The 13,340-nt window shown below is 68.0% G+C and carries 11 protein-coding genes and 1 tRNA gene; 8 read left to right on the forward strand and 4 right to left on the reverse strand.

Annotated elements, in window-relative coordinates; all coding sequences use genetic code 11:
• Nucleotides 1-670: 670 nt before the first annotated feature.
• The 5 genes from K4G64_RS34130 to K4G64_RS34150 all read left to right on the forward strand — a co-directional run bounded on the left by K4G64_RS34130 (nucleotide 671) and on the right by K4G64_RS34150 (nucleotide 6,378).
• Nucleotides 671-1,900 (forward strand): branched-chain amino acid ABC transporter substrate-binding protein, encoded by a 1,230-nt coding sequence (locus tag K4G64_RS34130; protein ID WP_221759795.1) that lies wholly within the window; start codon nucleotides 671-673, stop codon nucleotides 1,898-1,900.
• Between the two features lie 138 nt (nucleotides 1,901-2,038).
• Entirely contained in the window at nucleotides 2,039-2,968 is a 930-nt protein-coding gene (locus K4G64_RS34135; protein ID WP_221759785.1) for a branched-chain amino acid ABC transporter permease, read from the forward strand.
• Nucleotides 2,969-2,972: 4 nt separating this feature from the next.
• On the forward strand, nucleotides 2,973-4,787 hold the full coding sequence (locus tag K4G64_RS34140) for a branched-chain amino acid ABC transporter permease (protein ID WP_221759786.1): 1,815 nt from the start codon (nucleotides 2,973-2,975) through the stop codon (nucleotides 4,785-4,787).
• 5 nt (nucleotides 4,788-4,792) lie between these two features.
• Nucleotides 4,793-5,665 (forward strand): ABC transporter ATP-binding protein, encoded by an 873-nt coding sequence (locus tag K4G64_RS34145; protein WP_221759787.1) that lies wholly within the window; start codon nucleotides 4,793-4,795, stop codon nucleotides 5,663-5,665.
• A complete protein-coding gene (locus K4G64_RS34150; protein ID WP_221759788.1) occupies nucleotides 5,662-6,378 on the forward strand; it encodes an ABC transporter ATP-binding protein in 717 nt (238 codons plus the stop codon). The genes K4G64_RS34145 and K4G64_RS34150 overlap by 4 nt, the downstream gene beginning before the upstream one ends.
• A gap of 74 nt (nucleotides 6,379-6,452) precedes the next feature.
• On the opposite strand, the gene K4G64_RS34155 is transcribed toward K4G64_RS34150, so the two are convergent.
• A complete protein-coding gene (locus K4G64_RS34155; protein ID WP_221759789.1) occupies nucleotides 6,453-7,109 on the reverse strand; it encodes an ANTAR domain-containing response regulator in 657 nt (218 codons plus the stop codon).
• Between the two features lie 97 nt (nucleotides 7,110-7,206).
• Here K4G64_RS34155 and K4G64_RS34160 point away from each other — a divergent pair.
• Both K4G64_RS34160 and K4G64_RS34165 read left to right on the forward strand, forming a co-directional pair.
• Nucleotides 7,207-7,290: transfer RNA gene (locus tag K4G64_RS34160), tRNA-Leu, on the forward strand.
• Between the two features lie 81 nt (nucleotides 7,291-7,371).
• The gene (locus K4G64_RS34165) at nucleotides 7,372-8,160 is read left to right on the forward strand and encodes a helix-turn-helix domain-containing protein (protein ID WP_221759790.1); all 789 of its coding nucleotides are present in this window, start codon (nucleotides 7,372-7,374) and stop codon (nucleotides 8,158-8,160) included.
• A 5-nt stretch (nucleotides 8,161-8,165) separates the two neighbouring features.
• Here the strand turns inward: K4G64_RS34165 and pyk are convergent, their stop codons facing one another.
• Both pyk and K4G64_RS34175 read right to left on the reverse strand, forming a co-directional pair.
• Nucleotides 8,166-9,587: a pyruvate kinase gene (gene pyk, locus K4G64_RS34170; protein ID WP_221759791.1), complete on the reverse strand. Its 1,422-nt coding sequence runs from the start codon at nucleotides 9,585-9,587 to the stop codon at nucleotides 8,166-8,168.
• A gap of 161 nt (nucleotides 9,588-9,748) precedes the next feature.
• Nucleotides 9,749-10,465, reverse strand: a complete 717-nt coding sequence (locus K4G64_RS34175) for an SIMPL domain-containing protein (protein ID WP_221759792.1) — start codon at nucleotides 10,463-10,465, stop codon at nucleotides 9,749-9,751.
• 163 nt (nucleotides 10,466-10,628) lie between these two features.
• Here K4G64_RS34175 and K4G64_RS34180 point away from each other — a divergent pair, with 163 nt between their 5' ends.
• Nucleotides 10,629-12,425, forward strand: coding sequence for a bifunctional UDP-sugar hydrolase/5'-nucleotidase (locus K4G64_RS34180; protein WP_221759793.1), 1,797 nt, complete (start codon nucleotides 10,629-10,631; stop codon nucleotides 12,423-12,425).
• Nucleotides 12,426-12,437: 12 nt separating this feature from the next.
• On the opposite strand, the gene K4G64_RS34185 is transcribed toward K4G64_RS34180, so the two are convergent.
• Nucleotides 12,438-13,340 (reverse strand): SidA/IucD/PvdA family monooxygenase (locus K4G64_RS34185; RefSeq protein WP_221759794.1); only part of this gene is annotated, 903 nt, incomplete at its 5' end.

A 13,340-nucleotide genomic window follows, 5' to 3' on the forward strand; every position in this document is an offset into this window, starting at 1 on the left:
CCCCTGGCCCCCGACCGTCACCGCCTGGCACTACCTCGGTCGCGCCGGCCCCAGCAACTCACCAGGAAAAACAGGCCGGTTCCGGTTCGCCATCACCGTCGAGCGCGGTCCCGACGTCACCCTCCGGGTCGTCGGCACGTCCTACCCGGGGCTCACCGCCCGCGCCGTCCCCGCCCCGGCCGCCACCGTGCCCGTCGGCACACCCCGCGGCATCACCGTGGAAATCACCGTTTCCGATTGCTCGGCGCTCCCCCCGGAAGTCGATCAGCCTTTCCTCGGCGTAACGCTCCGTAACGTGCGCGCAATACACCGCCTCAGTTTCATCTTCGGCCGCGCCTACGCCCGAGACCTTTCCGATCTCTTCCGGGCCGCGTGCGGCCCTACTACCGCACGATCTCAGCCATGGCCAACCGGAAGTGCGGGTTCTCAGAATGCGGACCTCGGCGAAAGTCCACCAAACCCGCCGAGAGGGTCATCGGCCGAGACCAGGCATCCACCCCGTCATAACAAGAAAGTCACAAGCGAGCCCACGCCGCTGACCATGCCCTTACCCCGGGCTTAGAGTCACGGCCAGTCACCGCTCCATCGGGAGTTCGGTACCAGCGCGGCACTCACCCCCCGACCAGGGCGGGGCCTGCCTGTGAAAGGACTGATTGTGCGACAGCGTTCCTTGGTGATTCTTACCTCCGTTCTCACGACCGGAGCTCTGACTCTCACCGCCTGCGGCTCCCGAGACGACAGCGGTGACAAGGGCGGAGACAGCGGGAGCGACACCACGTTCACCATCGGCGTGGACGCCCCCCTCTCCGGTGAGAACTCCACCACCGGCCTCGGCATCCAGTACGGCGCCCAGATCGCCATCGACGACGCCAACAAGAACAACTGGGTCCCGGGCGTGAAGTTCAAGCTCAAGGCCCTGGACGACAAGGCGCAGCCCGCCACCGGCCAGTCCAACGCCACTGCCCTGACCGGCGACAAAACGGTCGTCGGCGCCGTCGGCCCGCTGAACTCCGGCGTCGCCCAGACGATGCAGCAGGTCTTCGCCTCGGCGAACATGGTGCAGATCTCCCCCGCGAACACGGCGCCCGAGCTGACCCAGGGCAAGAACTGGCAGACGGACAAGAAGCGCCCGTTCAAGACCTACTTCCGCACCGCCACCACCGACGAGCTGCAGGGCAGCTTCGCCGCCGGCTACGCGTACAACGGCCTCAAGAAGAAGAAGGCCTTCGTCGTCGACGACAAGCAGACCTACGGCGCCGGCCTCGCGAAGATCTTCAACGAGCAGTACAAGAAGCTCGGCGGCAAGGTCGTCGGCACCGACCACGTCAACACCGGCGACAAGGACTTCGGCTCCCTCGTCACGAAGATCAAGAACTCCGGCGCCGACCTGCTCTACTACGGCGGCCAGTACGACGAGTCCGCGCTGATCACCAAGCAGCTCAAGGACGCCGGCGTCAAGATCCCGCTGTTCGGCGGCGACGGCATGTTCGCCTCCACCTACATCGAGGCCGCCGGCAAGTCCTCCGAGGGCGACCTCGCCACCGCCATCGGTGTCCCCGCCGACACCCTGCCCGCGGCCAAGACGTTCATCCAGACGTACAAGGACAAGGGTTACAAGGGCGACTACGGCGCGTACGGCGCCTACGCCTACGACGCCACCACCGCCATCATCAAGGCCGTCAAGGCCGCGGCCGACGCCAACGGCGGCAAGGTGCCCACCGACATCAACGACCTGCGCTCCAAGGTCGTCGACGGTGTCCAGAAGTCCGACTTCGAAGGCCTCACCGGCAAGATCTCCTTCGACGAGTACGGCGACACCACCAACAAGCAGCTGACGGTCTACCAGGTCGAGAAGGGTGCCTGGAAGGACGTGGAGACCGGCACCGCCGACCTGAAGTAGTCCGGCCCGCCACAACGCCACATCACGGGCCGCGCGGAAGGGGACCCCGACCGCGCGGCCCGTTTCCACACCCCCACACAGCACGCGACCACGCACACATCCAGTGCACACGACCACCAGCGACATGGAGGCCATGCGGTGAACACCCTGCCGCAGCAGCTGGCCAACGGGCTGCTTCTCGGCTCGATGTACGGGCTGATCGCCATCGGCTACACGATGGTGTACGGCATCGTCCAGCTCATCAACTTCGCGCACGGCGAGATCTTCATGACCGGGGCCTTCGGCGCCCTCACGGTCTACTTCTACATCCTGCCCGACGGCACCTCGATGGCCCTCGCCGTACCCCTCATGCTCCTCGGCGGCGCCATCGTGGCCATCCTCATCGCCGTCGGAGCGGAACGGTTCGCCTACCGACCACTGCGCGGAGCACCACGCCTGGCACCGCTCATCACGGCCATCGGCCTCTCCCTGGCCCTCCAGGAGGTCGTGCGCAACTTCTACCCTGGCGCCGACCGCGCCCGCGCCTTCCCCGGCCTCGACGCCACCCACGACATCGGCTCCGTCACCATCAAGGACGCCGACATCTTCCTCATCCTCGCCGCCGTCATCTGCATGGCCGCCCTCGCCTTCTTCGTGCGCCGCAGCCGCACCGGCCGCGCCATGCAGGCCACCGCGCAGGACCCCGACACCGCGCAGCTGATGGGCATCGACACCAACCGCATCATCGTCATCGCCTTCGCCATCGGCGGCTTCTTCGCCGCCGTCGCGGCCGTCGCCTACGGACTCAAGTACGGCAACGTCGACTACCGCATGGGCTTCCTCATGGGCCTCAAGGCCTTCACGGCGGCCGTCCTCGGCGGCATCGGCAACATCTACGGCGCCATGCTCGGCGGCGTCGTCCTCGGCATCGCCGAAACCCTCGCCTCCGCCTACATCGACGAGATCCCGGGCATGAGCCAGCTCGGCGGCCAGAGCTGGGCCAACGTGTGGGCCTTCTGCCTCCTCATCCTCGTGCTCCTCTTCAGGCCACAGGGCCTGCTCGGCGAGCGCGTCGCGGACAGGGCGTGATCACATGACCGAGACGACCAAGACGCCCGTGCCGGACGCCGTCCCCACCCCGCCGCCCGCACCGCGTGGACTCATCCCCCTGCCCGCGGCGGCCGCCCGCGCCCTGCTGCTCGCCGGCGGCATCGCCACCGCTGCCTCCGCGTTCCTCGCCTGGACCTGGACCGCCGAGTTCCCCGGCGACCTCACCTTCAACGGCTACCCCGGTGGCCTGCAGTGGCTGACCTTCACCGCCGGCGTCCTCACCGCCCTGTTCGCGCTCGCCTCCTACGGCATCCGCGGCCTCGGCTGGCTCCTGCCCGCCCGCAACAACGCACCCCTGGTGCTCACCGCACTCGGCGGCTTCACCGTCACCTGGTTCACCGTCATCGCCATCAGCGCCACGCTCGGCGGCGTCGTCAACCTCGAACCCGGTGGCTGGATCGCGGCCATCGCCTCCCTGCTGCCCGTCCTCGGCGCCTTCGCCCTCCCCCAGGAGCGCACCGGCACCGACGGCACCAAGGAAGCCATCAAGGCCTACATCGCCAAGCCCGACCGCATCCCCGCCGCCCAGGCCATCGCGCCCTGGATCCAGCGGGCCGTCATCACCGTGGTCACCATCATCGGCCTCGGCGTCTTCACCTACGGCATCGACACCGAGTACGGCGAACTCTTCATCGGCTACCTGTTCGTCGTCACCTTCGCGATGTGGGCCCTGCACACCGCCGGCCTCATGGACCGCTTCTCGGCCCTCGTCGCCGCCAACCGCAGCTTCACCCTCGCCATGGGCTTCGCCGCGGCCATCGCCTTCCCCTTCACCCAGACCGACGACCACTACGCCAACATCGGCGTCAACATCCTGATCTTCGGGACCGTCGCCCTCGGCCTCAACATCGTCGTCGGCCTCGCCGGACTCCTCGACCTCGGATACGTCGCCTTCCTCGGCGTCGGCGCCTACACCGCCGCCCTCGTCTCCGGCTCCGAGTTCTCCACCATCTCCGGCGTCCACCTGCCCTTCTGGGCCTCCGCCCTGGCCGGCGCCGCCGCATCGCTCGTCTTCGGCGTCCTCATCGGCGCCCCCACCCTGCGACTGCGCGGCGACTACCTCGCCATCGTCACCCTCGGCTTCGGAGAGATCTTCCGCATCGCCGTGAACAACATGGACGGCGACTCCGGACCCGACGTCACCAACGGCCCGAACGGCATCGCCAACATCCCCGACCTGAACTTCTTCGGCTTCAACTTCGGCCAGGCCCACGACATCGGCGGATTCACCCTCGGCCGCTTCGCCAACTACTACCTGCTGATGGTCCTCATCATGGCCATCGTGGTCCTGGTCTACACGCGTGCGGCAGACTCCCGCATCGGCCGCTCCTGGATCGCCATCCGCGAGGACGAGACCGCCGCCACCGCCATGGGCATCAACGGCTTCCGCGTCAAGCTCGTCGCCTTCGCCCTCGGCGCCTCCCTCGCCGGCCTCGCCGGCACCGTCAGCGCCCACGTCACCTACAGCGTCGTCCCCACGCCGTACCAGTTCGCCGGCTCCACCCCGCCCAACTCCGCGTTCCTCCTGGCCGCGGTCGTCCTCGGCGGCATGGGCACCGTCGCCGGACCCCTCCTCGGCGCCGCCCTGCTCTACCTCCTCCCCGAGAAGCTCGTCTTCCTCCAGGAGAAGTCCCTCCTCGCCTTCGGCATCGCGCTCATCCTCCTGATGCGCTTCCGCCCCGAAGGCATCATCGCCAACCGCCGGCGCCAGCTCGAGTTCCACGAGACCGGCCAACTCGACGTACCGAAACAGACCACGCTGACCGACGAACCGGCCGTCACCAAGGCGGGGGCGTAAGAAACATGACGACACCTGTACTCGAAGCACGCGACGTCACGATGCGCTTCGGCGGCCTCACCGCCGTACGCTCCGTCGACTTCACGGTCAACGCCGGCGAGATCGTCGGCCTCATCGGCCCCAACGGCGCCGGCAAGACCACCTTCTTCAACTGCCTGACCGGCCTGTACGTCCCCACCGAGGGCACCGTCTCCTACAAGGGCACCGTCCTCCCCCCGAAGCCCCACCTGGTCACCCAGGCCGGCATCGCCCGCACCTTCCAGAACATCCGTCTGTTCGCCAACATGACGGTCCTGGAGAACGTCCTCGTCGGCCGCCACACCCGTACCAAGGAAGGCCTCTGGTCCGCCCTCCTGCGCGGCCCCGGCTTCAAGAAGGCCGAACGCGACAGCGAGGAACGCGCCATGGAACTCCTCGAGTTCATCGGCCTCGCCCACAAGCGCGACCACCTCGCCCGCAACCTCCCCTACGGCGAACAGCGCAAGCTCGAGATCGCCCGCGCCATGGCCTCCGAGCCCGGCCTGCTGCTCCTCGACGAGCCCACCGCCGGCATGAACCCCCAGGAGACGCGCGCCACCGAGGAACTCGTCTTCGCCATCCGCGACAAGGGCATCGCCGTCCTCCTCATCGAGCACGACATGCGCTTCGTCTTCAACCTCTCCGACCGCGTCGCCGTCCTCGTCCAGGGCGAGAAGCTCGTCGAGGGAACCGCCGAAGTCGTCCAGGCCGACGAGCGCGTCGTCGCCGCCTACCTGGGCGAACCCTTCGAGGGCGACCCCGGCGAGGCCGAAGCCGCCGAGGTCGAGGCCGCCGAAGCCGCCGCCGACGCGACCAGCACCACCAGCAGCACCAGCAGCACCAAGGGAGAAGCCCAGTGACCGCACTCCTCGAGGTCGAAGACCTCCGGGTCTCCTACGGCAAGATCGAAGCCGTCAAAGGCATCTCCTTCAGCGTCGACGCCGGCCAGGTCGTCACCCTCATCGGCACCAACGGCGCCGGCAAGACCACGACCCTGCGCACCCTGTCGGGCCTGCTGAAGCCCACCTCCGGGAAGATACTCTTCGACGGCAAGCCGCTCAGCGGCGTCGCCGCCCACAAGATCGTCGCCCTCGGCCTCGCCCACAGCCCCGAAGGCCGGCACATCTTCCCCCGCCTCACCATCGCCGAGAACCTCCAGCTCGGAGCCTTCCTCCGCAAGGACAAGGACGGCATCGAGAAGGACATCCAGCGCGCCTACGACCTCTTCCCCATCCTCGGGGAACGCCGCAAGCAGGCCGCCGGAACCCTCTCGGGCGGCGAACAGCAGATGCTCGCCATGGGCCGCGCCCTCATGTCCCAGCCCAAGCTGCTCATGCTCGACGAGCCCTCCATGGGCCTCTCCCCGATCATGATGCAGAAGATCATGGCGACCATCTCGGAGCTCAAGTCCCAGGGCACGACGATCCTCCTCGTCGAGCAGAACGCCCAGGCCGCGCTCTCCCTCGCCGACCAGGGCCACGTCATGGAGGTCGGCAACATCGTCCTCTCCGGAACCGGGCAGGACCTGCTGCACGACGAGTCCGTGCGCAAGGCCTACCTGGGCGAGGACTGACGACCCGACCCCCACACGAAGAGGCCCGCTCCCCTTTCACTTCGAAAGGGGAGCGGGCCTCTCGCGTCGGTGACTCAGCCCTTGTTGGCCTTCTTCTCGTCGGCGTCCTGAATGACCGCCTCCGCGACCTGCTGCATCGACATCCGGCGATCCATCGACGTCTTCTGGATCCACCGGAAAGCGGCCGGCTCCGACAGCCCGTACTCCGTCTGCAGAATCGACTTCGCCCGGTCCACCAGCTTGCGCGTCTCCAGCCGGAGCGTGAGGTCGGCGACCTCCTTCTCCAGCTCCTTCAGCTCCGTGAACCGCGACACGGCCATCTCGATCGCCGGCACGACATCCGTCTTGCTGAACGGCTTCACGAGATACGCCATCGCACCCGCGTCCCTGGCACGCTCGACCAGGTCCCGCTGCGAGAACGCGGTCAGCATCAGCACCGGCGCGATGCTCTCCTCGGCGATCTTCTCGGCGGCGGAGATGCCGTCGAGCTTCGGCATCTTCACATCCAGGATCACCAGGTCGGGCCGGTGCTCACGAGCCAGCTCCACCGCCTGCTCACCGTCCCCGGCCTCACCGACGACGCTGTACCCCTCCTCCTCCAGCATCTCTTTGAGATCGAGCCGGATCAGCGCCTCGTCCTCGGCGATGACGACCCGCGTCGTCATCGGAGGCACGTGCGACTTGTCCTCATCAGGCACGTCAACAGGCTGGGGCGACTCGGGGGCACTCACGTGGGCTCCTCGTTACGGGGCAGGGCCGGTCTGCTCCCAAGAGCGTACCTAGCTGAAGCCGGTACCGGTCACCGGGTACACTCCGATCAGTGCTGTCGCCGGGTTGGCGGAACAGGCAGACGCTGATGTCTCAAACACATCTGTCCGAGAGGACGTGCGGGTTCGAGTCCCGCACCCGGCACTGAGTAAGCGGAGGATCACGTTCGCGTGGTTCTCCGCTTTTCGCTGCCCAAGGTCACTCCTAGTGACCCACAGTGATCGCATGAACTTCCATGGCACTGACGTGCGACAGAAGGCCATCACCCTGCTGCGCGGCGGCGCGAGAAACGCGGATGTGGCACGCAGCCTCAACGTGCCGCTGGGGACGATCGGCTACTGGAAACACTTGGACCGGGCGAAACGAGGCGAGTGCCCCGGCCGCCACGATCCGAAGTGCCCCCGGTGCGACGGGCGGGATCTGGATGAGCCCGCCTATTCCTATCTGCTGGGTCTGTACCTCGGCGACGGACACATCAGCCACTACTCCGAGCACCGCGTTCCCAACCTCATGATCACCTGCACGGACTCATGGCCGGGGCTCATGGACGCCTGTGAAGCGGCCATGCGGGCGGTCTTTCCTGCGAACTCGACCTGCCGTGTCCGCAAGACCGGCTGCAGCAACGTGAAGGTCTATTCGAAACACCTGCACTGCCTGTTCCCCCAGCACGGCCCCGGCAAGAAACACGAGCGGCGCATCGTCCTCGAACCCTGGCAACAGGTCATCGTCGACGCTCACCCCTGGGAATTCATCCGCGGGCTCATCCACTCCGACGGGTGCCGGATCACCAACTGGACGACCCGCACGGTCGCCGGTGAGCGGAAGCGGTACGAGTATCCGCGGTACTTCTTCACCAACGTCTCCGAGGACATCCGGCGGCTCTACACCGACACCCTGGACACGCTCGGCGTCGAGTGGACGCTCTGCACCCGCAACGGCGACCCGTTCAACATCTCCGTCGCCCGCAAAGCCTCCGTCGCTCTCATGGACGCCCACGTCGGCCCCAAGTACTGATGTGCCTACTCCGCGATGCGGTGGACCCGGACCATGTTCGTCGAGCCGGAGACGCCGGGTGGGGAGCCCGCCGTGATGACGACCGTGTCGCCCGGGCGGCAGCGGCCGTAGCGCAGCAGCAGCTCGTCGACCTGGTCGACCATCGCGTCCGTGGAGTCGACGCACGGGCCGAGGAACGTCTCGACGCCCCAGGTCAGGCTGAGTTGTGAGCGGGTCGCCTGGTCGGGGGTGAAGGCGAGGAGGGGGATCGGGGAGCGGTAGCGGGAGAGGCGGCGGGCGGTGTCGCCCGACTGGGTGAAGGCGACGAGGAACTTCGCGCCGAGGAAGTCGCCGATCTCCGCCGCCGCGCGGGCGACCGCGCCGCCCTGGGTGCGTGGTTTGTTGCGTTCGGTCAGCGGCGGGAGGCCCTTCGCCAGGATGTCCTCCTCCGCCGCTTCTACGATGCGGGCCATCGTGCGGACCGTGTCGATCGGGTGCTTGCCGACGCTGGTCTCTCCGGACAGCATCACCGCGTCGGTGCCGTCGATGACCGCGTTGGCGACGTCGGAGGCCTCGGCCCGGGTGGGGCGGGCGTTGTCGATCATCGAGTCGAGCATCTGGGTGGCGACGATGACCGGTTTGGCATTGCGCTTGGCGAGTTTGATGGCGCGCTTCTGGACGATCGGGACGTGTTCCAGTGGCATTTCGACGCCGAGGTCTCCGCGGGCGACCATGATGCCGTCGAATGCGGCGACGATGTCGTCGACGGTGTCGACGGCCTGGGGTTTTTCGATTTTGGCGATGACGGGGAGGCGGCGGCCTTCCTCGTCCATGATGCGGTGGACGTCGTGGATGTCGCGGCCGGAGCGGACGAAGGAAAGGGCGATGACGTCGAATCCGGTGCGCAGGGCCCAGCGGAGGTCGTCCTCGTCCTTCTTGGAGAGGGCGGGCACGGAGACGGCGACGCCGGGGAGGTTGAGGCCTTTGTGGTCGGAGATCACTCCGCCTTCGAGGACCGTGGTGTGGACGCGTGGGCCGTCGACCGCGGTGACTTGGAGGCAGACCTTGCCGTCGTCGATGAGGATGCGTTCGCCGGGGGTGACGTCGGTGGCGAGGCCGGCGTAGGTGGTGCCGCAGATGCGGCCGTCGCCTTCGACGCCTTCCTCGACGGTGATGGTGAAGGTGTCGCCGCGTTCGAGGAGTACGGGTCCTTCGGTGAAGTGGCCGAGCCTGATTTTCGGGCCTTGAAGGTCGGCGAGGAGGCCGACGCTGCGGCCGGTCTCGTCGGCGGCTTTGCGGACCCGGTGGTAGCGCTCCTCGTGTTCGGCGTGGCCGCCGTGGCTGAGGTTGAAGCGGGCTACGTCCATTCCGGCGTCGACCAGGTGTTTGATCTGGTCGTACGAGTCGGTGGCGGGTCCCAGGGTGCAGACGATTTTGGCTCGGCGCATGAATCGAGCCTATGAGTTACCGACTGGTAGTGAATTGGTCGGGGGTGACCACTCAACAGACTTTGCGTGAAGCGTTATTGACAAGTGTTGAAGTGTGCGGCGAGGTGCTCCGATGAGCACCTCAAGGAATTCGGTCCGATTTTCGAAAGAATGCCGTGTGGCTACAGCTGCGGCGGCACCATCGTGAAGCGGGCGTTGATCTGGGCGTGGACGCGCTGGCGCTGGGGTTCGAGGTCGAGGGGGGCCGGGGCGTCCTCGGCGGCGCCGGCGAAGGCCGCGGAGCGCATGCGGCCGGGGGCCTGGGGGTAGGCCGGCGGGGCGCTCTCGGCGCCGATGTCGGCGAGTTCGACCAGGGCGGAAAGCGTGGTGCCGAGTGCTTCGGCATACTCGCGGGCGCGTTGCACGGCTTCCTGTACGGCCTTCTTCCTGGCCTCGCGGTGGGCGGGTGAGTCGGGGCGCAGGGACCACCAGGGGCCGTCTACGCGGGTGAGTTCGAGGTCGGCGAGGCGGGTGGTGAGTTCGCCCAGGGCGGTGAAGTCGGTGAGTTCGGCGGTGACGCGGACGCTGCCGTGGTAGGTGCGGACGCGTTCGCCCCGGCCGTGTTTGGTGAGTTCGGGGGTGATGGAGAAGGCGCCGGTCTCCAGGCGTTCGACGGCGTCGCCGTAGGACTTGACGAGGTCGAGGATGCCGGCGTTGCGGCGGGTGAGGTCGTCGAGGGCGGAGCGGCGGTCGCGGCCGCGGGCGGCGACGGTGATGCCGATGCGGGCGATCTCGGGGTCGACTTCGAGGCGGGCTTCGCCGCGGACGGCGATGCGGGGGGCCTCGGGTGTGCCGTAGGGGACGGCGGGCTGGGAGGCGTCTGGAGTGGCCGCGGTCATACGCCCCACTCTGTCATGTCTGGGCTGGTTGGCGGCCGGGAGTTCGGGGGCCGAGTCATCAGATCGCAACCTGTCGGGTCTGTTGCGGCCGGTCATGGACGGGTCAGAATCTACGCGCGTTATCTACGCGCGTCGTTCACAGATTCCGCAAGGGGAGCCAGACATGCCGTTGAACCGCCGGAAGTTCCTGGAGAAGTCCGCCGTGACCGGGGCGGGGGTGGCGCTGGCCGGTGCGGTCGGAGCGCCGGGTGCGCAGGCGGCCGAGGCGAAGCCGGGTGCCAAGCGGTACGCGTTCACCGTGCTGGGGACGACGGACCTGCACGGCAACGTCTTCAACTGGGACTACTTCACGGACAAGGAGTTCGACGACAAGGACCACAACGACGTCGGCCTGGCGAAGGTCTCGACGTTGGTGAACCGGGTCCGTGCGGAGAAGGGCCGCCGCAACACGCTGCTGATCGACGCGGGCGACACCATCCAGGGCACGCAGCTGTCGTACTACTACGCCAAGGTCGACCCGATCACCGCCAAGGGCGGCCCGGTGCACCCGATGGCACAGGCGATGAACGCCATGGGCTACGACGCCGCGGCGCTCGGCAACCACGAGTTCAACTACGGCATCCCGGTGCTGCGCAAGTTCGAGCAGCAGTGCGACTTCCCGCTGCTGGGGGCGAACGCGCTGGACGCGAAGACGCTGCGGCCGGCGTTCGCGCCGTACAGCATGCACCGCCTGCGTACGCCGCACGGGCGGGATGTGAAGGTGGCGGTGCTGGGGCTGACCAACCCGGGCATCGCGATCTGGGACAAGGCGAACGTGCAGGGCAAGATGACGTTCCCGGGTCTGGAGGAGCAGGCGGCGAAGTGGGTGCCGAAGCTGCGGTCGATGGGCGCGGACGTGGTCATCGTGTCGGCGCACAGCGGTTCGTCGGGCACGTCGTCCTACGGTGACCAGCTGCCGTACATCGAGAACGCGGCGGCCCTGGTGGCGGAGCAGGTGCCGGGGATCGACGCGATCCTGGTCGGGCACGCGCACACGGAGATCCCCGAGTACTTCGTCACCAACAAGAAGACCGGCAAGCGGGTCGTGCTGTCGGAGCCGCTGAAGTGGGGCCAGCGGCTGACGCTGTTCGACTTCGAGCTGGTCTTCGAGAAGGGCTGCTGGAAGGTCGAGAAGGTCGGCGCGAAGGTCCTCAACTCCAACACCGTGGAGGAGGACCCGAAGATCACGCAGCTGCTGGCGGACGAGCACGAGAAGGTCGTGGCATACGTCAACCAGGTCATCGGCACGAACGCGGCGGAGATGACGTCGGCCGAGGCGCCGTACAAGGACGTGCCGATCATCGACCTGATCAACCACATCCAGGCGGACACGGTGAAGCAGGCGCTGGCGGGCACGGAGCACGCCGCGCTGCCGGTGCTGTCGCAGGCGGCGTGCTTCTCGCGCAGTGCCCGGATCCCGGCTGGCGAGGTGACGATCCGGGACGTGGCGGGTCTGTACGTCTTCGAGAACACGCTGGAGGCGCGTCTGATGACGGGTGCGCAGATGAAGGCGTACCTGGAGTTCTCGGCGAACTACTTCGTGCAGACGGCGCCGGACGCGGCGGTGGATCCGGCGAAGCTGACGAACGCGAACGGCACGCCGGACTACAACTACGACGTGGTGAGCGGTCTGTCGTACGAGATCGACATCGCGAAGCCGGCCGGGTCGCGGGTGACGGGCGTGACGTTCGAGGGGCAGCCGCTCGCCGACGACGCGAAGTTCGTGTTCGCGGTGAACAACTACCGGGCCAACGGCGGCGGCAACTTCCCGCATGTCGCCGCGGCCCAGATGGTGTGGTCGAACTCGGACGAGATCCGCAACACCATGATCGCCTGGGTGAAGGCGAAGGGGTCGATCGACCCGGCCGCGTTCGCGGGGGTCGACTGGAAGCTCACCCGTAACGGCACGCCCGTCTTCTAGCCGGGCGCTTCATCACCTTCGGTCGTCGACCAGCGGGGTCAGCGCCGGTGCCTCGCGGGGCGGCGGGACGTGCCGGCGCTGGGTGAGGCCGAAGGTGGTGAAGGCGGTGCGGCCCGGGAGTGCGTAGGCCTCGCTGCCCGTCAGGGAGTTGAGGATGATCGCGCTGCGCCAGGCGGCGAGGCCGAGGTCGGGGGCGCCGACGCCGTGGGTGTGGGTCTCGGCGTTCTGGACGTACACCGTGCCGGTGACGGACGGGTCGAGGACGAGCCGGTGGTCCTCGTCGATGCGGGGGCGCTCCCGGTTGTCGCGGCGCATGTAGGGGTCGAGGCCGGCGAGGATCCGGTCGAGGGGGCGCTCGTGGTAGCCGGTGGCGAGGACGACGGCGTCGGTGGTGAGGCGGGAGCGGCTGTCCTGGAGCGTGTGCTCCAGGTGCAGTTCGATTTTGGTCGTCGCGACGCGGCCGGCGGTGCGGACGCGGACGCCGGGGGTGAGCACGGCGTCGGGCCAGCCGCCGTGCAGGGTGCGGCGGTAGAGCTCGTCGTGGACGGCGGCGATGGTGGCGGCGTCGATGCCCTTGTGCAGCTGCCACTGGCTCTCGACGAGCCGGTCGCGGGTTGATTCGGGCAGGGCGTGGAAGTAGCGGGTGTGGTCGGGGGTGAAGTGCTCCAGGCCGAGCTTGGAGTACTCCATGGGGGCGAAGGCCTCCGTGCGGCCCAGCCAGTGGAGTTTCTCGTGTCCGGCGGTCCTGTTGCGGAGCAGGTCGAGGAAGATCTCGGCGCCGGACTGTCCGAGGCCCACGACGGTGACGTGCTCGGCGGCGAGCAGGGCGGCGCGGTGGTCGAGGTAGTCGGCGGCGTGCACGACGGGTACGCCGGGGGCGTCGACGCCGTGGGTGTGGGTCTCGGCGTTCTGGAC

The organism is Streptomyces sp. WAC04114 (assembly GCF_019733245.1).
GTDB classification, from domain to species: Bacteria; Actinomycetota; Actinomycetes; order Streptomycetales; family Streptomycetaceae; genus Streptomyces; species Streptomyces massasporeus_A.